Source organism: Agrobacterium sp. 10T429, from assembly GCF_056393925.1.
On sequence record NZ_JBFTGV010000012.1, the window covers coordinates 24,077 to 46,238 of the forward strand.

The 22,162-nt window shown below is 57.0% G+C and carries 18 protein-coding genes and 2 pseudogenes; 10 read left to right on the top strand and 10 right to left on the bottom strand.

Annotation, left to right across the window (positions count from 1 at the left end; all coding sequences use genetic code 11):
* Window positions 1–113: 113 nt before the first annotated feature.
* The 3 genes and pseudogenes from AC1DCP_RS22330 (at window position 114) to AC1DCP_RS22340 (ending at window position 2,827) form a co-directional block, all read left to right on the top strand.
* Window positions 114–1,199 carry a helix-turn-helix transcriptional regulator gene (locus tag AC1DCP_RS22330; RefSeq protein ID WP_476774631.1) on the top strand — a complete coding sequence of 362 codons (1,086 nt, stop codon included), beginning with the start codon at window positions 114–116 and terminating at the stop codon, window positions 1,197–1,199.
* Between the two features lie 99 nt (window positions 1,200–1,298).
* Window positions 1,299–1,489 (top strand): annotated as a pseudogene (locus AC1DCP_RS22335) (carboxymuconolactone decarboxylase family protein); the annotation flags it as partial.
* Window positions 1,490–2,827, top strand: coding sequence for an MATE family efflux transporter (locus AC1DCP_RS22340; protein ID WP_476774632.1), 1,338 nt, complete (start codon window positions 1,490–1,492; stop codon window positions 2,825–2,827).
* Window positions 2,828–3,136: 309 nt separating this feature from the next.
* Here AC1DCP_RS22340 and AC1DCP_RS22345 read toward each other — a convergent pair.
* Window positions 3,137–3,493 (bottom strand): annotated as a pseudogene (locus tag AC1DCP_RS22345) (helix-turn-helix domain-containing protein); the annotation flags it as partial.
* Window positions 3,494–4,475: 982 nt separating this feature from the next.
* Here AC1DCP_RS22345 and AC1DCP_RS22350 point away from each other — a divergent pair.
* Window positions 4,476–4,817, top strand: coding sequence for a helix-turn-helix transcriptional regulator (locus tag AC1DCP_RS22350; protein WP_476774633.1), 342 nt, complete (start codon window positions 4,476–4,478; stop codon window positions 4,815–4,817).
* Entirely contained in the window at window positions 4,807–6,120 is a 1,314-nt protein-coding gene (locus AC1DCP_RS22355; RefSeq protein WP_476774634.1) for a type II toxin-antitoxin system HipA family toxin, read from the top strand. The genes AC1DCP_RS22350 and AC1DCP_RS22355 overlap by 11 nt, the downstream gene beginning before the upstream one ends.
* 105 nt (window positions 6,121–6,225) lie before the next feature.
* On the opposite strand, the gene AC1DCP_RS22360 is transcribed toward AC1DCP_RS22355, so the two are convergent.
* The gene (locus AC1DCP_RS22360) at window positions 6,226–6,399 is read right to left on the bottom strand and encodes a helix-turn-helix domain-containing protein (RefSeq protein WP_476774661.1); all 174 of its coding nucleotides are present in this window, start codon (window positions 6,397–6,399) and stop codon (window positions 6,226–6,228) included.
* A gap of 296 nt (window positions 6,400–6,695) precedes the next feature.
* Entirely contained in the window at window positions 6,696–7,625 is a 930-nt protein-coding gene (locus tag AC1DCP_RS22365) for a LysR family transcriptional regulator (RefSeq protein WP_476774635.1), read from the bottom strand.
* 116 nt (window positions 7,626–7,741) lie between these two features.
* Between AC1DCP_RS22365 and AC1DCP_RS22370 the strand changes: the two genes are divergently transcribed.
* On the top strand, window positions 7,742–8,608 hold the full coding sequence (locus AC1DCP_RS22370; protein ID WP_476774636.1) for an aldo/keto reductase family oxidoreductase: 867 nt from the start codon (window positions 7,742–7,744) through the stop codon (window positions 8,606–8,608).
* 116 nt (window positions 8,609–8,724) lie between these two features.
* On the opposite strand, the gene AC1DCP_RS22375 is transcribed toward AC1DCP_RS22370, so the two are convergent.
* Window positions 8,725–9,627, bottom strand: coding sequence for a LysR family transcriptional regulator (locus tag AC1DCP_RS22375; RefSeq protein WP_083211563.1), 903 nt, complete (start codon window positions 9,625–9,627; stop codon window positions 8,725–8,727).
* Between the two features lie 91 nt (window positions 9,628–9,718).
* Between AC1DCP_RS22375 and AC1DCP_RS22380 the strand changes: the two genes are divergently transcribed.
* On the top strand, window positions 9,719–10,735 hold the full coding sequence (locus tag AC1DCP_RS22380; protein WP_476774637.1) for an NADP-dependent oxidoreductase: 1,017 nt from the start codon (window positions 9,719–9,721) through the stop codon (window positions 10,733–10,735).
* Between the two features lie 396 nt (window positions 10,736–11,131).
* On the opposite strand, the gene AC1DCP_RS22385 is transcribed toward AC1DCP_RS22380, so the two are convergent.
* Window positions 11,132–12,145 carry a LacI family DNA-binding transcriptional regulator gene (locus AC1DCP_RS22385; protein WP_476774638.1) on the bottom strand — a complete coding sequence of 338 codons (1,014 nt, stop codon included), beginning with the start codon at window positions 12,143–12,145 and terminating at the stop codon, window positions 11,132–11,134.
* A 133-nt stretch (window positions 12,146–12,278) separates the two neighbouring features.
* Here AC1DCP_RS22385 and AC1DCP_RS22390 point away from each other — a divergent pair, with 133 nt between their 5' ends.
* From AC1DCP_RS22390 to AC1DCP_RS22400, 3 genes are all read left to right on the top strand, one after another.
* Window positions 12,279–13,202 (top strand): sugar phosphate isomerase/epimerase family protein, encoded by a 924-nt coding sequence (locus tag AC1DCP_RS22390; protein WP_476774639.1) that lies wholly within the window; start codon window positions 12,279–12,281, stop codon window positions 13,200–13,202.
* A 20-nt stretch (window positions 13,203–13,222) separates the two neighbouring features.
* Complete coding sequence (locus tag AC1DCP_RS22395; RefSeq protein WP_476774640.1) at window positions 13,223–14,395, top strand: Gfo/Idh/MocA family protein; 1,173 nt, start codon at window positions 13,223–13,225, stop codon at window positions 14,393–14,395.
* 133 nt (window positions 14,396–14,528) lie between these two features.
* A complete protein-coding gene (locus AC1DCP_RS22400) occupies window positions 14,529–15,428 on the top strand; it encodes a sugar phosphate isomerase/epimerase family protein (protein WP_019565834.1) in 900 nt (299 codons plus the stop codon).
* 282 nt (window positions 15,429–15,710) lie between these two features.
* On the opposite strand, the gene AC1DCP_RS22405 is transcribed toward AC1DCP_RS22400, so the two are convergent.
* The 5 genes from AC1DCP_RS22405 to AC1DCP_RS22425 form a co-directional block, all read right to left on the bottom strand.
* Complete coding sequence (locus tag AC1DCP_RS22405; protein ID WP_003517125.1) at window positions 15,711–15,941, bottom strand: BrnA antitoxin family protein; 231 nt, start codon at window positions 15,939–15,941, stop codon at window positions 15,711–15,713.
* 295 nt (window positions 15,942–16,236) lie between these two features.
* A complete protein-coding gene (ggt, locus tag AC1DCP_RS22410; RefSeq protein ID WP_476774641.1) occupies window positions 16,237–17,994 on the bottom strand; it encodes a gamma-glutamyltransferase in 1,758 nt (585 codons plus the stop codon).
* A 522-nt stretch (window positions 17,995–18,516) separates the two neighbouring features.
* A complete protein-coding gene (locus AC1DCP_RS22415; RefSeq protein WP_065687629.1) occupies window positions 18,517–19,329 on the bottom strand; it encodes an ATP-binding cassette domain-containing protein in 813 nt (270 codons plus the stop codon).
* 24 nt (window positions 19,330–19,353) lie between these two features.
* Complete coding sequence (gene fhuB, locus AC1DCP_RS22420; RefSeq protein WP_476774642.1) at window positions 19,354–21,333, bottom strand: Fe(3+)-hydroxamate ABC transporter permease FhuB; 1,980 nt, start codon at window positions 21,331–21,333, stop codon at window positions 19,354–19,356.
* Window positions 21,330–22,154 carry an ABC transporter substrate-binding protein gene (locus AC1DCP_RS22425; protein ID WP_081308457.1) on the bottom strand — a complete coding sequence of 275 codons (825 nt, stop codon included), beginning with the start codon at window positions 22,152–22,154 and terminating at the stop codon, window positions 21,330–21,332. Before AC1DCP_RS22425 ends, fhuB begins: the two co-directional genes overlap by 4 nt.
* Window positions 22,155–22,162: the final 8 nt, after the last annotated feature.

The window sequence follows — 22,162 nt, forward strand, 5'->3', positions numbered from 1 at the left end:
CCGGTCCTCGGAACATGCCAACGCCGCCCCTCTCATTTGACAAGGTAATGTTATATTATTAAAAGAGCATTTTCTTAGCAGGAGGAAAGACAGGAAAGCGACCGGGGGTACGTGTGGACACTATCCATTTTTCTGAGAAAATGTATGAAGCAGCGTTGTTTCCGGAGCTATGGGTAGCTCTGCTCGATGAGTTGGCGGCAGAGACAGGTTCGGGCTTCGGCGGCATCGGGGTATACTGGCCCCATCCGAGGGGAATAACAACCAGCAACTATCCTGGCGAAGCGGACTGGCACCAGACAGCTGAACGTCAGGAGCGGTGGACAAATTACGTTCGTGCCAAGGGCTTGATCAATACAGGCTTTACTCAACTTGACCCCCTGGCAGGAGATTGGTCCGATATTGCGGATTTCCGTGAGCGGATAGCTCGTCACCTCGAACGAGGCTACGGAGTACAGGCGGGTACGATCGTCGAGTTCTTCAACGGTGAGATCATTACGTTGGAGTTTACACGTGGTTTGGATAAACCTGCTTATGGGGCAGAGTTGATTGATGACCTGAACACGTTAAATCGACCGTTTACACAATCCGTGCTTTTTGCGTCACGTCTGTATTTCGAGAAAATCCGTGGGGGCATCGAAATACTCAACAATATTGGAATAGCTGCCGCTTTTATTTCTCACAATCGAGAGATTGTCGTCAGAAACGATCTGTTTGAGGATACGCATAAATACTTTTGCACGAATTCGTCCGGCCGCATCGACCTCAGGGGCAGCGATATCTTGCGGAAATCCTTTTCCCAGGCACTGGATCTCTCCTCTACGCAGGCTGCAAGTGTTTCTGTACCGGCAGACGAGAACCGCGAAGCGGCCGTGATCCAGATGATGCCACTCCATCGGGAAGCAAGGCACATACTCTCCGGTGCGGGAGCAATATTTATAATCACACCGGTCGCCACTACGCGGGGAGTGCCATCGGCCGAATATGTCGCTGGATTGTTCGGGCTGACGCCAGCTGAGTCCCGGCTTGCCATCGCCTTGACATCGGGGCTCTCTCTTCGCGATTCAGCTGCAAATCAACGGATAACTTTCGGGACCGCCAGGGCATATTTGAATTCAATTTTCTCCAAAACCGGCACAAATCAGCAAAGCGCTCTCGTCAGTGTGCTGAAAAGCATACCGGCAGAACCCGCGAGTAAATAACACCGAGGTGGTAGCTACTCGCCGGGTTAGACTGTCTCCTTTTTTCTAACTGACGGGCAACAGCAGCGAGAGACAGTTTCGTCAGAAGCTGCCAAGGAACAGCAGGCGCTGTTCAATTTCGGTGTCGATCTGACCGCACATCCCGATAATGTAGGTGTCTATCAATTTTACCACTTGCGCGAAGTCGGCCTGATGGTCTTGAAATTCTTGACCTCATCCACTCCATCGCCATCTTTGGCTGGGCGAACCGGCTGATGCATACCTTGGGTGAACCACATCGGAAAGAATAAGTGAAGGCACCGGCAAACACTGAGTTGGACGCAGTTGCCCGGCCGTTCGGCGTCGCGCATCGCGATGTCCTGAAAATTGCGATACCAATGATGATCGCCTATCTGTCCACTCCCCTCGTCGGTCTTGTGGCGACCGGCGTCATCGCGCATATGAGAAACGAAGCACTGGTTGGCGGTGTGGCGCTGGCCTCGGTGATCTTCGATGTCATCTTCGTAACCTTCAATTTTCTGCGCGGTGCCACGACCGGCTTTACGGCACAGGCAATGGGCGCTGGCGACCGGTTAGGTGAACAGCGCATGCTGCTGAGCGGCCTGATCATCGCGCTGGTGGCTGGTCTCTTATTGCTTATGCTGCAGGGGCCGATCGGTGCGCTCGGCATGAACGTCATGGGCGCCGAAGGTGTTGTCGCCGAAGCCGCGTCGACCTATTTCCACTGGCGCATCTGGTCGGCCCCCTTCGTTCTGTTCAATTTTGTCGCCTTCGGCTGGCTCATTGGCCGCGGTGAGGCCATGTGGAGCATGATCCTTCAGACCCTGCTGAATGGGCTAAATGCCGTTCTCAGCGTTCATTGGGTGATTGGGCTCGGGTGGGGCGTCGAAGGGGTCGCAATCGCCACGCTGGTTGCAGAAATCGTGACCGCTGTCGCAGGAGGAATTTTAATTCTGGGCAAGACCGACTGCTCGACCTGGCGGCTCCCGGATATAACCGCAATCAGACGATCCTTCGCGGTCAATGGCGACATGATGATCCGCTCGTTCGCGTTGCTTGTCGGCCTTTCTTTCTTTACCCGCCAAAGCGGCTTTCTTGGGATCGATGTGCTTGCCGCCAACACTATTCTGCTGCGATTTTATTTCTTTGGCGTCGCTTTTCTCGACGGCGTGGCGACAGCGGCGGAACAGCTTACCGGACGCGCAGTCGGCGCACGTTATCGACCCGCTTTCGATCGTACGATCAGACTGACGACATTTTGGGGCCTGATTTTCGCGGCGGTGGTTTCCTTCGTATTCTTGGCCGCCGGGGACTGGGTGATTGCGCTGACCGCGCCCACCGACGCCGTAGCGAGACTGGCTGATACCTATCTGATTTATGTGGTGTTTTTGCCTTTTGTTGGCATCATCGCTTTCCAGATGGACGGCGTCTATATAGGGTCGACGTGGTCTCGGCAAATGCGCAACCTCATGGTGGCATCCCTGATCATCTATTTTGCCGCCTGGGCAATCCTGCAACCCCTTTATGGCAATGACGGCCTTTGGATTTCGCTTCTCTTGTTTCAGGGCGCTCGTAGCATCGCGTTCCGGTTCATGCTTCCAAGACTTGCAGCTGCAACGTTTAGGTAAAGATGCCGCAAAAGACGTGCCACCGGGCGATGCAATCGTGGGGCAATCGACCTCGTTGCCAAAGCTTTCGTGTCTCCATTCGCGGTCGCCCTGCCAGTCTTCAAGAACGTTCAACAGCCGGCCAGCCACAATGGCATCAGGAACATCCTGGGTGGCAACCCGTGCATGGGGATTGGCTTTAGGTTGGCGCGGCACGTGCCTCCCAGAGCGAAGACGGCATTTCCTGGCCCGCGCCAAGTCATTACTGCCAATCATGATGTGGGTGAACATGCTTTATCTTGTCTCGGCTATCGCTGTCTTTTCTGACCTTCAGGGGTCGAAATTTCCCAGATATCGGGCAGGCGATGTGCCAAGCGCTTTCTTGAGCATGGTTATGAATGCAGACACGGATTGATATCCAAGATCCCCCGAAACCTGCTGCACTGTTGCCCCCGCTGCAAGGCTTCGGATTGCGACAATCACCTGCAATTGCTGTCGCCAGCGGCCAAAGGTCGGGCCCGTCTCGTTTTGAACGAGACGCTCCAGCGAATTCTCACTCATCGCCACTCGTTTTGCCCGTTGCGCCATCGTACTGCGGTTGGACGGATCGTCTGCCAGCTGCGATGCAATGCGTGCAAGCCGGGGCTCGTCCGTCAGCGGAAGATCACGATGCTCGTCAGGCGGGCGCAGCACTTTCCCGATCGGATGATGTCGAGAGGCTCCTCGGCGTGTTCGATCGAAGTAAGCAGAGGACCGTTTCGACTTCTTGTCAGCGGCAATATCGAGGGAGTTATCTGAACTGTTTCGGAGGTGAGCGGGCTAGATCGCGCGCAGTTACGCCATGGAAAACGATTGCCCCGTTTGCGGGCGTGGCCGATGCGCTTGCACTGCTTGAATCGTCTCATATGGCAGATGGCTCACGTAACCCGCTTTTCAGGCCTATCCTCTACCGTCAATACGAGGGCCAGCCAAAGCGGCCCCGGCGCATCTGTTGCATCCGATACCTGATTAACGGACTCGATTACTGGAAGGCGCCCATGCCCGGCAAGGCCTTGTATTCCGGGAAACAATTGAGGTCTTGCCCCCGGAGGCAGGCAGCGTGCTTCGCCGTCAAATTTTCAGCATCCGAAACAACTCGAACAGACGATCTCTGGCTCGGGCCGCTACACTGGCGCCCTGTTGACCATTTCGGTCGCGACATTCTCGCTGTCCGGTCGATGATGCGGTCGCCAACGCACTCGCATTGATCATCATGGTATCCGTCTCATGAGAGAGAGTGTGTGAAGCAACCTTCATCGGGGCCGTGCAGGCCTGACCATTCCTCGCCGCCCGCATAGCTGCGACTTACTTCCACGCAAACGCGGGGCACAGCGATAAATGCGGTCGAGACAAAAGAAGGCGGGACATGTCCGATGGCGCGATAGTAGCCCAAAGAAGAGTTGGCGCGACGCGTGGTGAAATCAGGGACGCGGTTGTTGAACCATACCATCGGATACCATCGACATCAGGGGCGCCATGGTGGGGGCAGACGTAATTTTTGCGTGATGCATCGACCATATTATCGATCTTTGACCAATGTATCGATCATTTTTAACGGTCGATTCGATCAATATTTGATTTAGTACGATGCATGATGCATCTTATTTCTATTTGTACGATGGATCGACCAATGCCGGCGACGAAAAAACAGAGCTACGCACGCTATACGATTGCTGCCATCAGTTTTTTAGGAAACATGATCCAGCTTGAGCGCAAATCGAGGAAGATGACAGCTCAGGAGCTTGCTGGCCGGCTTGGTGTGGCACGCGGGACTGTGCAGCGGCTCGAACAAGGCGATCCTAAAGTGGAGCTCGGTGTTGCTTTCGAGGCGTGTACCGTTCTCGGTATCCGCCTTTTCGACGATGATCTTGGTGGTATGACTTTCAGAAACGAAGAACTCCAGAAGCGACTTACGCTGCTTCCCAAACATGCGCGTCCACGAAAACAGATAGCAATCGACAATGACTTCTAGAAAGCAGCAGCCAACAGAGGCGTTCGTCTGGGTGTGGCTTTCGGAAAACGCCGATCCTGTGGTGGCCGGCCGTCTTGGAGTTACAGGTGGGGAGATCAGCTTCGTTTATGGCCGATCTTATCTCCAAAATCCGAGCGCGATTCCACTCTATCTTCCGGAATTGCCGCTCGAGGCAGGCGAGATACGCCCCCTCCATGGTCTCTCAATGCCGAGTTCAATCCGCGACGCCTCTCCCGACGCATGGGGACGTCGGGTTATCCTCAATCGCGCGTTCGGCGTGAGGGGAGGCGAGCTGAATGGACTGGACCTCGATGAACTGACATTCCTGCTTGAGTCAGGCTCAGACCGAACCGGGGCGCTCGATGTCCAAGCATCGGCGAAACACTATATTGGCCGCGGGAGCGGCCACGCCACGCTTGATCAACTGATGACTGCGGCAGAACGAGTTGAAAAAAACCTTCCCCTCGGTCCCGAGCTGGATCAAGCGCTCCATCACGGCAGCTCGATCGGCGGGGCGAGACCAAAAGCCCTGATCGATCATGACGCGAGCAAATACATCGCAAAATTTTCGAGCAGCTCTGACACTTATAGTGTGGTGAAGGGCGAATACATCGCCATGCGACTGGCTGCGCTCGCAGGACTTAACGTGTCGCCTGTGAAACTCCTTCATTCCTCCGGGAAGGACGTATTGCTTGTCCAGCGGTTTGACCGCATTCACGCTGGCAAGGCGTGGTATCGCCGGTCGATGGTATCCGCCTTGACCATGCTCGAGCTCGATGAAATGCACGCGCGATATGCCAGCTATCAGGATCTGGCAGAAACGATACGCATTCGCTTTACCGCCGCCCCCGAAACATTGAGAGAGTTGTTTTCGCGTCTATGTTTCAACATTCTCATTGGCAATACCGATGATCATGCAAGAAATCATGCGGCCTTTTGGGACGGAGCTTCGCTTTCACTCACGCCCGCCTACGATATTTGTCCGCAGCCCCGTGCCGGAGAGGAAGTGGGCCAGGCGATGCTGATTGTTGAACAGGACAGGAGCAGCAAGATCGTCACCTGTCTCGCCGCAGCGTCGCATTTCCACCTGAATCGGGCTCAGGCGATCGAAATCGTCGGCCATCAACTGCGGACGATCGGAAATAACTGGCGAGCCCTATGTGACGAGGCAGCGCTGGGCGAGGTGGATAGAGCCCTGTTTTGGGGAAGGCAGTTTCTAAACCCCTACGCCTTCTATGGCCTTGATGGTGACGCGAGCGATCTAGCGACAATCGCAGATACAATACGGGCTGAGCAAGGATAGCGGGCTTCACAGCCCACTGTAGATCTTAGCTTTCATGCGCCCCCTCTGCAACAAGGCGCCAAGCAATGCGATGCTCCCCACGCCCCGACGGGTTGGCGATGCGCGCTATTCGGCTTTGAAACGTTGGCGGTAGCTAAGGGGATTGGTAAAAAATCGAACGCTAAAATTGCCTCGCAAGGTAGACGCACTGCCAAATCCACCACTTATCGCAATATCGTCGACAGACAGGTTGGTTTCCTCCAACAGCCTTTGCGCGCAGAGCACCCTTAAATGCCTGATGTGGCGTCAGATGATCCGACCGTATGGCCAGCCAAAAGGAAGGTCTGGTACCAGGGCCAACACAGCCAGGTGCGATCTGTTGTCCCGCACGCGCTCGCGCAGCTATACAGCCACGAGGGCTCTTGGTTTAAAATCCTCTGGCGACAGGTCACTGTGGAGCATCTGGTTCAGATCTGACGATTTAGCCAGATAGAGCGCCCTATCGTACGCATTCAACAGATTCTCGAAGGACCCCATACGATTGCTTATCGGCAGCCCCGCCAGAGCGAGTGATGCGAACACGTCTGACTTTGAATTCATGGGCCGGGCTGCAAGCGTTTCGCCGTATCTTTGTGCGATTGTCTCACAAAATCGATAAATGCGCGCAGAGGCGCGGGCACAAGCCGCCGTCCAGAATAGTAGAGGAAAGGGCCGGAAAACCGCAGCCACCATTCTTCCATCACCGGTACCAGATCTCCTCTATCGAAGTGTGGCCTTAGCCAGTCTTCAAAAATATAAATGATGCCAGAACCGGCAATGGCTGCGTCGATACCAAGATCGGTGCCGCCGCCGAACTGAACAACGAGGCTACCTTTAGGATTTATGGCGATTTCTTCCCCATCGCGTTCGAATTCCCAGGAGGGAAGCGCGCGCCCCGAAAACCGGCCTAAAATACAATCATGCGAAAGCAGGTCTTGTGGATGTTGCGGTTTGCCTCTTCTTGCAAGGTAACCCGGCGACGCGGCAAGGGCGTAGCGCTGCCGGCGCGGTCCGATCGGCAAAGCCACCATATCCTGTTGGAGCCGTTCGTCATAACGGATGCCTGCGTCGCAGCCGCTCTTTATGATGTCGACGAAATTCTCATCGGTCACGATTTCCAGCCTGATTTCCGGATAGGCCTTTAGGAACGGCGGCACGATCGGAGGCAGGACCAGCCTTGCCGCACTCATCGGAACATTGAGTCTGAGATCCCCCGAGGTGCGGCCGCGGCTGCTTTTCACCTCGTCGAGTGCCGATGCCACCTCTGCGAATGCGGGTCCGGTGCGCTCTAGCAAGAGACGTCCTGCATCCGTCAGGAGCACGCTGCGGGTGGTGCGATTGAATAGTCGTACCCCAAGGTCTTCTTCGAGACGCTTCACCGCATCGCTCAACGCCGAGGAGCTGACTCCACTTTCGCGCGCGGCCTGCCGAAAACCTTTGGATCTAGCCACCAGTAAAAACGCATTCAGATCCGTTAAATCCGACACCCTGCTCTCCAAACGTAAAAACAATTGTCCGCCTTCACGGACAAGCTGTCCGGATTATAGCTTCTTGTAGCGTATATGCCACCTGTCTATTTTGGAGGAACACAAGGAGATGGACCATGAGCACTATTGCAACTTCAGGAACCTTCACGCTTGGCGATCATACGGTGCGCCGGCTGGGCTATGGCGCGATGCAGCTTGCAGGCAAGGGCGTTTTCGGGCCTCCGAGCGATCGTCCGGAGGCCATAGCCGTCCTGCGCGAGGCGGTGGAAAGCGGCGTCAACCACATCGACACCAGCGATTTCTATGGCCCGCATGTTACAAACGAGATAATCCGCGAAGCTTTGCATCCGTATGACAACGACCTTGTGATCGTCACCAAGGTCGGCGCAGGCAGGGGCGCGGACGCTTCTTGGTATCCTGCGTTCGCCCGCGCGGAGCTGATACAGGCCGTTCATGACAACCTCCGCAATCTCGGACTCGATGTGCTCGATGTGGTTAACCTGCGCGCTATGTTCGACGTGCACGGTCCCGCGGAAGGCTCACTGGATGAGCCACTTGAAGTTCTGGCGGGTTTAAAGCAACAGGGACTGATCCGGCATATCGGACTGTCTAACGTCACGGCGAAGCAAATCGAGGACGCCGGAAAGATCACCGACATCGCTTGCGTGCAGAACCAGTACAATCTTGCGCATCGGCAGGACGAAACCTTAATCGACACACTCGCCTCCCGAGGGGTTGCCTATGTGCCGTTCTTTCCTCTTGGCGGCTTCTCGCCGCTGCAATCCTCTACCTTGTCTGACGTGGCCGCCCGGCTCAACGCCACGCCGATTCAGGTTGCGCTTGCCTGGCTTCTCCAGCGATCGCCGAACATTCTCCTGATCCCTGGCACATCGTCACGGGGACATCTGCGAGAAAACCTCGCCGCGGCCAGGATAGAGCTCTCCTCGGAGGCACTGTTGGAGCTGGATAACGTGGCTGCTTAATGTCGCTTGTAGAAGTCTGGGGAATTTGTCGACGGGTTGTGATCTGTCCTCACGCCCGCTTTTGGCAACTGCTGCCTAGGCAGCGTCGCCCCAAAAGCAGACATTCGCTGCCATTGTCAGGACAACTTCACTAAGCTGTCGAGGAAAGCGCGGACGGCCGGGTTTGACCGCCGGCTCTCGGGCCACAGCGCCGTGATGTTGTGCCGTTCCACCGCATAATCTGCCAGAACCGGAATAAGCGCTCCACGCCTCACCCAAGTGCTGGCCATGAAATTGGTTGCCATTCCGATTCCGGCACCTGCTGCGATCGTTGCCAGCACGGCTTCGCTCGCGTCAACGATAATGCTGGAGGTGGGCACAATCTCCACCTCCCTGTCTCCTACGTGGAAAGGCCAGCGGAACAGCTGGCCACTACTCTGGTAGCGCAGGCTGACAGTCTCGTGCTCTTCCAATTGGTCTGGGCTGGTCGGCGGGCTGCGCCCGGCCAGATACTCGGGCGAGGCATAACAGCATAGCCGATGTGGCAGAAGGCGGCGCGAAAGCAGGCGCGAATCTGCCACATCACCAATGCGGACCGCTACATCGTAGCCGCCTTCGATAAGATCAACCATGTGATCGCTCAAACGTAGATCTATATTGACCCTCGAATGGAGCCTGCGAAACTGAGGAAGCATCGGCGCTATTACGTGCAGGCCGATAGGCAACGATGCTGCAATCCGTAAAGTGCCGGCGGGCTCGGTGCGCGCTGCTTTTGCCGCCTGCTCTATATCTTCGGCGTCGTGCAGCAGCCTGAGCGCACGCTCATGAAGATCGCGCCCCTCGGTCGTCAGGGCCAGGGAACGTGTCGTACGCGCAAAAAGCGAAACGCCGAGCTGCTTTTCCAGCCGCTGAATGCTTTTGCTGACCGCCGAGGGTGAGATGGACAAGGAGCGGGCGGCGGCGGTGTAGCTTCCGAGCGAGCCGGCCCGAGCGAATGCGATCAACCCAGTCAGTCTATCAATTCCGATTTGTTCCTTCATGGCACTATTAAAGCGAATTATCTGATGATTATCAAGCGAAGGAGATGATCGTATCTTCAGTCATCAAAACGAATATTCAAGCGAGGCCGTCATGACTGATATGATGAAAGCTGTGCGGTTGCACGAATTCGGTGGGCCAGATGTTCTTCGTTATGAAGATGCGCCCCGGCCGGAAATCTCGGCGGACGACGTGCTTGTTCGCGTCCATGCCGCCAGCCTCAACCCGCCGGATCTCTATCTGCGCGATGGTTATCGGGCTCTACCGCCGGAATGGCACCCCAGGCCAAGCTTTCCGCTGATCCTTGGCACGGACGTTTCCGGCACGGTTGCGGCCGTTGGTGAAAACGTGTCGCAGTTCAAGGTCAACGACGAGGTCTATGCGATGGTCCGCTTCCCGCAAAACCTCATGACGGGAAGCAGCGCCTATGCCGAATATGTTCGCGTTCCGGTATCGGAGTTGGCGCTGAAGCCCGCCGGGATCGACCATATCCAGGCTGCCGGTGCGCCCATGTCGCTTTTGACCGCTTGGCAATTTCTGGTCGATTTGGGACATGATTTGCCGAACCCATTCCAGCCCTTCCGGCATGCACCGGTTCCGCTCGACGGCAAGATCGTGCTGGTGAACGGCGCCGGCGGCGGCGTTGGCCATCTTGCAGTCCAGATCGCGAAGTGGCAAGGCGCGAAGGTGATTGCCGTTGCTTCCGGCAAAAACGAGGCGCTTCTCTATGATCTCGGTGCCGATATTTTCATCGACTATACGAAGGCGGCTGCCGAAGCAGTGGTGAAGGATGCTGATCTGGTGCTTGACGCCGTCGGCGGCGCGAATATGGAACGCTTTCTCCCCAGCATTAAGCCGGATGGCGCCCTGTTTCTCGTCAACCCGCTGGGTTTTCTAGGCCATGACGAAGCGGCCCGACGAAAGATCACCGTCTCAACGACACAGGTGCGTTCGAACGGTGCGCAATTGGCAGAGGCCGGTCGTCTGCTCGATGATCGCTCCATACGGGTGGTGATCGACAGCACCTATCCGCTGGCCGAGGCATCGACAGCGCATCGTCGTGCTTCAGAAAGTAGCATCCAGGGCAAGATCGTGCTGGTTGCCGCCTGATCACCACTTGACCAGTCAAGGCCCCGGTTGCCGAAGCTCGCAAACTCGCTGCCCAAGGGTTTTGCGGTCGAATCGACCGGCCAATCGCTGCAAGAACGCCAGTCTGGCGACCAGGCGTCTTTGTTGTTGGCGTTTTCGTATCTGGTCGTTGTCCTTGTGCTTACAGCACTTTATGGAAGTCGCTACGTTGATTTCAAATGGTCACGTCTTCACTTTCAATTAGTCATCAACATAGTTTCAAACGGTCATCGGCGAACGGTTTGATGGCTCAAGCTCAATCAAATCCTGAATTGCAACAACGGATCGCCTCTTCTGATCCTATCAAGGGGTCGTCGGCAAAGGCGGTGCGGCTCTGCTTATACCCAGCTTTAACAAGGAAAATCTGATACACGCACGCTAGGCATTCTCTGCGAGAAAGATCTGGATGTCCGTTGAGATAGAGACCGCTTCTCCAGGCATTCTACCGAGGAGCTTTGCGATGGTCTCAACTGCCAGGCGTGCTTCCAAAAGGGGTCTCTGGTCGATAACCGCGTTGATCTTTCTGGATTTTAGCAGCATCCGTCGATTGGGCGTGAGTTCGTGGGTGATGACCACCGTATTGTCGGTTCGGCCAAGGCGTTGCAGGGCACTGACAATCGGCAAAGCACCCGCGGACAGATGATATATGCCTCGTAATCCCGGGTCATCCCGAAATGCAATCTCTACGACACGGCCAGCTTCCTCCTGATTTTCTCCGGTCTCCAGAACCACGGCCAGACTGCATTCAGGATAACGCTCGGTCATGATGTCGCGAAACCCGGCTTCCCGTTCGCGATGGCCAGTGATATCGCGTGAGCCGGCAACCACGACGACGCGGCCGCCTTGCCGTCCGAGGAAAAGGCCCATCAGGTCGCCAGCCACCCGACCGGCCTGCCTGTCGTTCGGCCCCACATAGGCGGCACGCCCGCAATCTGTGAGGTCGGTCGCCAGAGTAACCACCGGGACATTGCGCGATAGGAATGCTACGGCTTCTCGAACCCTGATATCGTCAGGGCTGGTGATGACGAGGCCATCATAGGAGCGACAATCGCGGACGGCTGCGGCGATCGCCGCCGGCTTTCGTGGATCGATGTGATGGACGAAGAATTGCACGTTCAGTGTTGTGTACATTCGCGATGCAAGATCGATACCCTTGCGCAAAGACGCGTGAAACGGGTTGACTGGCGGTTGGATAAGGACCGCGACACGTAGCGCGCGTGAAGGGGTACGATCTAGGGCCCGGTCAATACCGAGCGCCCGTGCAGTGGCCAAAACTCGGTCTTCTTTGTCGGTACGCACGCCGCCACGGTTGTTGAGAACCCGATCCACCGTCGCGGTCGAGACTCCGGCTGCCTTTGCAACATCCGAAATGCTTATCTTGCGTGCAGTCATTTACCTCTCCGCCCGGTTTTCTGATTGAATCCCATCAAATTCCAACTTTGTAAATCGGAGATCTCCAGCTAAATCTCTGCGTCAGGGAGGGTCGCCCACCAAGTGAGCGACACCAGGGAAGGACCAGAATATTATGGGTATAACAGTCACCACAGCACCGTGCTGCTGGGGCGTCGATGACGTGTGCAATCCAAACCTACCGCCGTGGGAAATGGTATTCGACGAAGTCATGGCGGCCGGATATGGGGGAGTGGAGCTTGGCCCCTATGGTTATGTTCCGCTGAACATCGATATGGTCTCTCAGGCTCTGACAAGTCGAGGGCTCTATATCGTCGCCGGAACGATCTTCAATGATCTTGTCGCTGAGGAAAACCGCGATAGCCTGCTGCGCCAGACGGACGAGATTTGCGCTCTGATCACCCGTCTGCCGACGCCGCCGAAGACGCCGGGCCAGCGATTTCCTGCACCTTATCTGACGGTGATGGATTGGGGACACGACGAACGCGATTATGCGGCGGGTCATTCCGACAGGGCACCCCGGCTCGATGACGCGGCATGGAACGGCATGATGGATAATATCAGGGCGATATCCGCTCTTGCCCGCGAGAAATATGGCGTTCGCGCCACCATTCATCCGCATGCCGGCGGTTACATCGAATTCGAGGACGAGATTGCCCGTCTCGCGGTTGACATACCCCAGGAGGTTGCCGGTTTCTGCCTCGACACTGGCCATACCTGGTATGCCGGCATGGACCCTGTCCAAACCCTGCGCAAATACGCCGATCGTCTCGACTACATCCACTTCAAGGACATTGACAGGGCCGTCTTCGGCCGCGTGATGGGTGAGCACATTCGCTTCTTTGAAGCCTGCGCGCAGGGCGTCATGTGTCCCATTGGCAAGGGCTGTATCGATTATCCCGCCATTCGCGCCCTTCTTGATGAGCTTGGTTATGAAGGCTTTATCACCGTTGAGCAGGAGCGTGATCCGCGCAACGCGGGCGGTAGCCTCGCCGACGTAAAACTCAGCCGTGACTATCTCAAGTCGGCTGGCTTCTAACAATCCGGGACACAAACCTCATGATTTACGGAACGCGTCAGACAAAACGGCCTCTTCGCTGGGCTATGGTGGGTGGTGGTCGAGGCAGTCAGATCGGCTATATTCACCGCAGCGCCGCCCTGCGTGACCGCTACTTCGACCTGGTCGCTGGCGCCTTCGACCTCGATGCCGATCGCGGCCGCGCCTTCGGTGTTGAACTGGGGCTCGAGCCTTCGCGATGCTACGCCGATTGGCGTTCGCTTTTCGCAGAGGAGGCAAAGCGTCCGGATGGGATCGAGGCAGTATCGATCGCAACGCCCAACAATACCCACTACGAGATCACCAAGGCTGCACTGGAAAGCGGGCTGCACGTTGTGTGTGAAAAGCCGCTGTGCTTCACGGTGGCCGAGGCCGAGGATCTTCAGCGTATCGCCGCAGAGCGCGGCCGTATTGTTGGCGTGACCTACGGCTATAGCGGCCACCAAGTCATCGAGCATGCCCGCGAGCTCGTTGCTGCCGGCGAGCTCGGGGAAATTCGTCTGGTCAACCTGCAATTCGCCCACGGGTTTCACAACGAGGCTGTCGAGCTTCAAAACCCGGCGACCCGCTGGCGCGTCGATCCGAAATTCGCAGGTCCAAGTTATGTGCTCGGCGATATCGGTACACATCCGCTTTATATTTCCGAGGTCATCCTGCCCGACCTCCGTATCAAACGGCTTCTGTGCACCCGGCAGAGCTTCGTCAAGACGCGTGCACCGCTCGAAGACAACGCCATGACCCTGATGGAATATGACAATGGCGCGTTTGGCACCGTCTGGTCGAGCGCCATCAATGCGGGTTCCATGCATGGACAAAAGGTGCGCGTCGTCGGATCAAAGGCTTCGATCGAATGGTGGGACGAGCAGCCAAACCAGCTACGATTTGAGGTTCAGGGCGAGCCGGTACGCATTCTTGAGCGTGGCATGGGCTACCTGCACGCAAAGGCACTTGCCGACGATCGTATCGGTGCAGGCCATCCCGAGGGCCTCTTCGAGGCCTGGGCTAACCTCTACGACCGCTTTGCTATCGCTATGGAGGCGCGCAACGAAAACGATGGCGAACGCCTTGCGAGCCTCCGGTTTCCGGGGATTGCGGCAGGGGTTGAGGGCGTTCGCTGGGTTGAGAACTGCGTTCGTTCCGCCGATCTCGGCGGGGTCTGGGTCGATTATCGGTAGCGCGATGGAGGGAGCAGCACCATTGGCGCAGCTCCATAAATGATTGCCACCCACGCGACGTGGTCCAGCAAGCGATGCTTGTCCGCATCGACGCTCCCGTGAAGGGGCGAATTTATATTATCAGGAGGTTTTGATGAAACACGCACTCGATCCGCACATGATCCGTCATTTATCTCTGGAGGAAATTTGCCGAAAGACCGCCGAGCTGGGATACGACTATGTTGAGCTCTCACCCCGTCCGGACTTTCTCTCCTGGTGGACGCGTCCGAAGGTTTATCCCGAGAGGGTAAAGAGCTTCAAGAAGGCCCTCAAGGACCATGGGGTGGGCCTGGCAACGCTGCAGCCAATGTACCGCTGGGCCAGCCCATACCAAGACGAGTGGGAAACGGCGATAGAGAACTGGAAGCGAGCCATCGAAATTGCGGCAGAGATGGAATGCCCGATGTTGGTCTCGGAGTTCGGGCGAGGGGGATCCCCGGATCGAAGCCTGAATGACCGCAGTGGGTTGCATCGTCCGGAGACGTGTGAGGGGCAGTTTTTCCGTGCGATGGATATCCTCGTGCCAATTCTGGAGCGCGAAGGGCTGATCCTCTCGCTCGAAGCGCATCCAGAGGACTGGATTGAGGAAATCGCCCCTGCCATCGATATCATCAAGACGATCAATTCAAAGGCTGTAAAGGCATCGTTCATCGCGCCCCATACCTTCTTCTACGGTCCCGACATGGTTGCTAACTTGCGAGCGACCGAGGGGCTTCTAGCACATGTGCGCCTCGCAGACACCTATGACCATAACAAGTCTTCGCAACTGCGCTACATTGTAAATCCGCCTGGAGCGAAGGTGCGCGTCCATCAACACACCGACTTCGGCCAAGGTGAGATCAACTGGGAAGTATTCTTCTCAACTCTTGCCGACATGAAATTCGACGGTGTCCTTTCAAATTGCGTTTTCGCTTGGGAGGACCGAGCCGAAGACAGTGCCCGTTTCATGCTTCGTGAGACACAGATGTATGTGAACAAGTACTGGCCAAAGTAACGCCTCCTCAATCGCGGAGTGGTCGAAAAGACCCTGCGATATGACCAGGCTTTTGTGGCTCGACCAGATCAACCGGCCTTTCGATGCTACCCCACAGTCGCGGGATCTTTCACTGGGCCACCTCTGGTACGAGCGCCTTCAACGCGGAGAAGGCCTTCTCGTTTCGACAGAGGTCCGGGCTGACTGTGAATGGCGCATGATTGCGCCACGCTTGCCCAACGAGCCGCGAGGCCGAAAAGCGGCAGCTAATGACGAAGTACGTGGTCGGGACCCTTCAAGAGCTTAATTGGACCCATTCATTGCGGCTCGCAAGGTATCGTTGATGCGCTCCTGCCAGCCCGGACCGTCGGCTTGAAAATGCGCGAGCACATCGCTGTCGATTTTCAATGATACAAGCTCTTTGGTGTTAGGAATTGCAGGCCGTTCAACGGCTGGCGCTGCGACCTTCTTTGCCGGTTTGAATAGCGCCTCTGCTGCGTCTTTCGGATTGGACGGTCGTCGGGGTGTTGCCATGGTCATATATCCTCTTGTGTCGTGCGCTTGAACAGCGCAGCCTGTCAGTTTCTGTTTGCAGGCTGTATGTCAAACACAGCGGTGGTCGCAACCCACGTGTAGTGGTTAGCCGAAAGAACGTAATTGCTGCCGATAAACCGTCAGCCTCCCCCGCGCAATCTGGAAGAGATCGTGCACCGTTATCCACAATTGCATCAGGAGGCCGCAGGTTCTTGTCAAGGTGTTAGCGCCCCTTGGCGAGATACACACCCTTCGTGTTGACCTATTCTCATGCCCTTTCCGCTGGCGGAGCGTTTCACTCCCCTGCCGCCACTCCCTCGCGTCGTGGATCCGCGCTGCCGATCAAACCTTCGGCGGTTATCTCGATGGCATGCAAACCGGAATTCATCTCGCCCGGTTTCACCTCGTAACCCAGCGCCTTCAGTGGCCCTGCCAGACCTTCCGCGCTTGTACCGGCCTCGATGTCGTAGGTGCCGAAGCGGTTGATGAGATGCGGCTGGGAGACAATCGCCTCTACAGGCATGCCCCAATCGATATAGGCGATCAGCGCCTGCGCTACATAGCCGATGATCTGGCTGCCGCCCGGCGAACCGATGGCGAGCAGCGGTTTGCCACCCTTCATCACGATCGTCGGGGCCATGGAGGAGCGCGGTCGTTTGCCTGGCTCAACGCGGTTGGCGATCGGCAGACCGCCATCATGGGTCTTGAAGGAAAAGTCCGTCAACTCATTATTGAGCAGGAAGCCGTTCGTCATCAGACGCGAGCCGAAGCCGCTTTCGATCGTTGTCGTCATCGAGACCACGTTGCCGTCCTTGTCGACGATGACAAAATGGCTTGTGGAGGGCAACTCGATCGCCGCATCCCGGCCGAAAAGCAGCGCGTGGTCCCATTCCGGCTCGCCGGCCTTGACGGCATCGTTGGTCAACGCCTTATCGCCGTCGAGCAGCTTTGCCCTCTCGCCCAAATAGGTCTTGTCCAACAGGCCCTTGATCGGCAGCGGCACGAAATCGGTGTCAGCGACGTAACGCTCGCGGTCGGCGAAGGCGAGACGCTGGGCGTCGCCGATAATGCGCCAACTGTCGACATTTTTTGGCCCAAGCGCCTTGAGATCAAAATTTTCCACCAGACCGAGCATCTGGCCGATGGCGATTCCGCCCGACGACGGCGGCCCCATGCCGCAAACGTCAAGAGCACGATAGGCAAAGCAGACCGGCTCGCGCTCGACGACCCGATAGTTGGAAAGATCGGCAAGCGACAGCACTCCGGGATTGTCGGCCGCCTCGCGCACAGCCTTGACGATAGCCTCGGCAATTCGCCCTTTGTAAAAGGCATCGGCGCCGCCTTTGGCCAGCGCCGCAAGCGTCTCGGCATAGGCCGGGTTCTTCAAAGGAACGCCGGCCTGCAGGGCGACCCCGGAGGTGTCAAAGAAATAGGACCGGGGTTCTGTATATTTCTTCAACCGGTCCCCCTCGGACGCGATCAGGGAGGCAAGGCGTGGCGACACCTTAAAGCCCTCGGTAGCCAGCGTTTCCGCCGGCTTCAGCAGGCTTGCCCATTCGGCCTTTCCATAGCGTTTGTGGGCTTCCTCCAGAAGTCGCACCGTTCCCGGCGTGCCAACAGAGCGGCCACCGACCACTCCGTCCATGAATTTTAGCGGTTGACCTTTGTCATCCAGGAATAGCTTCGGTGTGGCTTCCATCGGCGCCGTCTCGCGGCCGTCAAACGTGGTCAACTTGCCGCTTTTTGCGTCGTAATAGACGAGGAAGGCACCCCCACCGAGACCGGAACTCTGCGGTTCAACGAGGCCGAGCATTGCCTGCACCGCCACCATTGCATCGATGGCGTTGCCGCCCCTGGCGATCACATCACGCCCTGCCTCAGTCGCCAGCGGATTGGCCGCCGCTACCATGAAGCTCTTTGACTCGATGCGTTTGGCAGTCGCAATATCGGTCGCTTTTTCGGGCGCCACCGTGTCGGACGCCTGCTGCGCGGAGGCGACTGCGGTGGAAAGCATAAAGGCGAAAAATGCCTCACCGAGAAATCTCATTTTCATCAGCCAAATCCTCCAGCGACGTACAACTCGTTAATGTAGCAGGGCATTCAACTGAGCCAGCAGGCAGGCCGAACCTTTATCGACCACGGCACGGCCACTTTTAGAACTCTTCCTTCACTGATGCAAAGCTTCGGCCTTCACCGGTATTTCAGCCCCGTCCGTTGGCACGCACCGCTATTGAGCGTCTGTCTGGCGCGCCGCTCTTTTTCGACACTATGGTGGCTGTCTCGCCGCATGTCCATCATGTCGAAGGGTCGACCTATCGTTGGAAAACGGAAATCTGCTCATTTCCCATCCGACAAGCCTTTCGAGTTGGTATATAGCGGCGGACTTCTCTGCCTTCTTCAGGAAACCGGAAGGCAGGCTCGTATTATTTTTCCAACAGTATAGATGGGCAGGTTGGTGTTCATCCAGGCCACGAGCTGGAGGTAATGACATAGGACGGAACGCAAGGGCAGTAAATGCAGGCGCTGTTGTCTCCACGCATCTGCCTTAATAACGGCGTCGCCGGTTCTGATCCTTTCAACTGCGTGGATATGCCAGCGGTAGACCGCTATCAGGATGGCGCATAACGCCCATTCGCGTCTCGTAGATTGCTTGCAGTTGATCCGGGGCCACGATGTCCTCTGGTCCTCCACGTGCAATGAGTTTTCCACAATGAAGTGCCAGGATTTCGTCACAAAAGCGAGCCGCCATGTTCACGTCGTGGAGCACGACGATGGCCCCAAGTCCACGCTCGTCAACGAGCCGGCGAATAAGCGTGAGAATGTCGATCTGGTGGGCGATATCAAGGGCCGAGGTCGGCTCATCAAGGAGGAGACAATCAGGGTTTTGCGCAACGAGCATCGCGAGCCAGACCCGCTGCCGCTCCCCACCTGAAAGCGTATCGATGAAGCGGGCGCGATAACGCTCCACGTCTGTCAGCCTCATCGCTTCCTCCACCCTCGTCTTGTCCTCGGGGCCAAACCGGCCAAGAGCGCCGTGCCATGGATATCGCCCGAGCGCGACTAGCTCACTGACAAGCATACCTGCAGTATCGGGCGCCTGCTGGGGCAAATAGGCCACCTTACGAGCGAACGGCCTGCTGCCCCATTCATGCAAGTCTTTTCCATCAAAGGAAATCTTGCCAGCACTGAGTGGATTTTGGCGGGCCAGGAGCTTGATCAATGTCGACTTGCCAGAGCCATTGTGCCCGATCAGGCCGATAATTCGCCGTGCTGGCAAACCTATTGTCAGTGGTTCGAGCAAAACCCGAGTTCCGACGGAGAAACTGGCCCGCTCCAACTCAAAAAAGGGTATCCTCGAGATGGTTCTCGTTCTGCTGTCTTCGGATATCTGAACCAAGGCTGTTACCTCATTTTAGAACCTGGGGCTTTGTCTGCCCCGCGAGCGGATCACCCACAGAAAGTATGGCCCCCCGATAAAGGCGGCGATGACGCCTGCGGGAATCTCATAGGGAAAGTCGGCAGCCCGTCCCAACCAGTCGGCTGAGATCATCAGCGTTGCGCCGACCGCGCTCGCCGTGAGAAGCGTCAGGATTTGGCCGCGTGCCCCGGCCGCTCGGGCGATGTGGGGTGCCATCATGCCGACGAAGCTTAACGGGCCAACAATCACGGTCGCAGCTCCCGTCAGGACGGCAATGAACAGCAAAAGCACGAGGCGGGATCGCGCCGGATTGAGTCCAAGAGAGCGTGCAGTGCTGTCCCCAAGCGCCAAGACCTCTAGCGGGCAGCGCAAGAGTGGCGAGATGGCCAGCCCGATCAAAACCAAGGCTGCAGCGATGCTCGCGACGAAGCCGGTTGCACGAAAGGTAGGGCCCATGGTCCACGCCAGAATGTAACTTGCGCGCGGATCGCCACTGGCGACAATGAGCGAAATTATCGCAGTCGCGAGCGCACTGATGGCTATGCCAGACAGAAGAACAGGTCCAGGCGCATAGCTTTTCCCTTTTGCCACAAGCAGAATGATCGCAAACGCGGCGACTGCACCGGTTATGCCGCCGGCAAGCGGCAAAATAGGCGACGCCATTCCTCCGGCGAAGAAAGCTGCGATAATCCCCAGTCCGGCTCCGGCACTGATGCCGAGCCCTTCCGGGCTCGCTATGGGATTACGCGTGATTGTTTGTGTGAGGGAACCCGCAATGGCCAGCATTGCGCCAGCACTTGCCGAGGTCAGGACCCTTGGCCATCGACCGGCAAACAACACGGATGTTTCCACCCCGCCAGCTATGAAGCTCTCGGTCAGCGAGAACAACGCGATAACGGCAGCAATGGCAAGAGAACCAGGCAGCAAAAAGCAGCCTGCCAGAGGGTTCTCTCTTTGGTTCAGGGCATTGCTGTTAAGCTGGTCAATGGAATGGGGTACATGTTTGATGAGTACCAACATCACTATGGCGCCGATGATTGCGGTGGCGGTACCCGTTGGCACCTCACCGACGACGGGCGCTCCAGCAAGCACGAGACTGTCAGCGAGCAGCAGGAGGCCGGCACCAAGCAGTCCTCCCCACAGCAGTCGTTGGCGGAGCGTTCGAGCGCCAACTATTCGGGCGAGGTTGGTGGCTGCAAGGCCGACGAACGCGATGACGCCGACGCGGGCTACAACAACAGCCGACAGTACGGTTGCGATAAACAGTACCACCGCGCGCAATCCGCCCGGGGACAGTCCGAGGCTGCGGGCACGGCTTTCATCAAGACCGATAACTGAAAGCGGTCGAAAGAACAGCAACAGCAGCGGTATCAGCACGATCATGCGCAAGGCCAATGCGGTCGCGTTGGAATAGTCATTCTGGATGAGTGAACCACTTCCCCAGATGAACACCCCGCGCAGATATTCGTGGTGAAACAAGGCTAGTATGACGGAGGCCGAGCCGGCGGAAAAGCTGATCACCATCCCGCAGAGAAGGAGTGTCATCGGTGCGAAGTTTGAAGCTTTTCCCAGTCCCGCAACGAGTGTTACGGCGACAAGGCCGCCCACAAGCCCGGCTATCTCGCGCTCGCCTGCCGTAACTGCAACTGTAGAAAGGGAAAGAAGGGTGATCGCCAACTGAGCGCCAGAAAGTATCCCGAGCGTCGAGGGTTCTGCCAGAGGGTTTTTCAGGAGCTGCTGGAATATTACACCCGTGAAAGCAAGCGCACCACCAGCCAAAAGAGCGACGAGGAACCGTGGGACAATCGAGAAATAGACATAGATCTGGCCGAACGAAGCTGGATCCGGCTGCCATAAGGCCGCTGGAATGTCGGAGATCGCCACATAGTGACCAACGGCAAAGGCGTGGAGCGCGATCGCTGCCAGTGTGATGGTAAAGGCGAGGCGCGGTGGGGTGATGAAACGGTTTCTCATGCGATGCCGAGACTCTGCCGCAGGACTTCGGCAAACCGCATTGCTGATGGAAACGCGCCAAATACCCATGTGGGTGGAATCATCGATACACGACCATTCCGTACGGCCGGCAAGGCGTTCCATAGTGCGCTTTGCAAAAAAAGGCCCGGTGGACCCGGCTCGATGATGACCAGTCTTGCTTCAGGATAGCGCGCGATCGCCTCCAAACCCGCCGTTGCGAAGCCCCAGTTATTGGTCTTGCCATCCCATGCGTTGGCAATGCCGATCCGTTTCAGGACATCATCGAACAAGCCACCTGCGCCGTAGATATCGATAAGCCTGTCATCCGTAAACTTGATGATCAAAAGGGCGCGCCCGTCGTAGTCTTTTGCGTTGTGAGCTATCGCGTCCAGTCTCGAATAGGACAGTTCCAAATAGTCTGTCGCACGCTTTTCCCTGCCAATGCGACGTGCAATCTCCTTGAGGGCGTGTTCTGCGGCAAGCAATGGTTGCCGGGCGGGGCCGTAAAGCGGTAGCGCAAGGGTTGGAGCAATCGCGCCGAGACGTTCAGCAGAGATACCATATCCGGCTTGAGACACGATCAGCTCGGGTTTCAGGGCTCTTAGCAGTTCAACGTTCGGCCATGATCTCAGGCCAAGGTCGATCGTGTCTGTCGAAAGTGCAGGTGTTACAACGCGGTCACCGTAAAGAGGGGCTTCGGCAACAGCAAATGGCTTGTAGTCCAGAGCGAGAAGGCTTTCTGCCCAGCCCCAGTCCAACACGGCGAGCCGATGCGTTTCCGTGCTTGCTGTTGCCACTGCTGGCAGGAAAACGGAAGCCAACCCGGCGG

What these genes read in the sequence shown, in the direction of transcription:
- AC1DCP_RS22350 (WP_476774633.1), top strand. Translation starts at nt 4,476, where the DNA reads ATGCCGGCGACGAAAAAACAGAGCTACGCACGCTATACGATTGCTGCC.
- AC1DCP_RS22355 (WP_476774634.1), top strand. Translation starts at nt 4,807, where the DNA reads ATGACTTCTAGAAAGCAGCAGCCAACAGAGGCGTTCGTCTGGGTGTGG.
- AC1DCP_RS22370 (WP_476774636.1), top strand. Translation starts at nt 7,742, where the DNA reads ATGAGCACTATTGCAACTTCAGGAACCTTCACGCTTGGCGATCATACG.
- AC1DCP_RS22375 (WP_083211563.1), bottom strand. Translation starts at nt 9,627, where the DNA reads ATGAAGGAACAAATCGGAATTGATAGACTGACTGGGTTGATCGCATTC.
- AC1DCP_RS22380 (WP_476774637.1), top strand. Translation starts at nt 9,719, where the DNA reads ATGACTGATATGATGAAAGCTGTGCGGTTGCACGAATTCGGTGGGCCA.
- AC1DCP_RS22385 (WP_476774638.1), bottom strand. Translation starts at nt 12,145, where the DNA reads ATGACTGCACGCAAGATAAGCATTTCGGATGTTGCAAAGGCAGCCGGA.
- AC1DCP_RS22390 (WP_476774639.1), top strand. Translation starts at nt 12,279, where the DNA reads ATGGGTATAACAGTCACCACAGCACCGTGCTGCTGGGGCGTCGATGAC.
- AC1DCP_RS22395 (WP_476774640.1), top strand. Translation starts at nt 13,223, where the DNA reads ATGATTTACGGAACGCGTCAGACAAAACGGCCTCTTCGCTGGGCTATG.
- AC1DCP_RS22400 (WP_019565834.1), top strand. Translation starts at nt 14,529, where the DNA reads ATGAAACACGCACTCGATCCGCACATGATCCGTCATTTATCTCTGGAG.
- AC1DCP_RS22405 (WP_003517125.1), bottom strand. Translation starts at nt 15,941, where the DNA reads ATGGCAACACCCCGACGACCGTCCAATCCGAAAGACGCAGCAGAGGCG.
- ggt (WP_476774641.1), bottom strand. Translation starts at nt 17,994, where the DNA reads ATGAAAATGAGATTTCTCGGTGAGGCATTTTTCGCCTTTATGCTTTCC.
- fhuB (WP_476774642.1), bottom strand. Translation starts at nt 21,333, where the DNA reads ATGAGAAACCGTTTCATCACCCCACCGCGCCTCGCCTTTACCATCACA.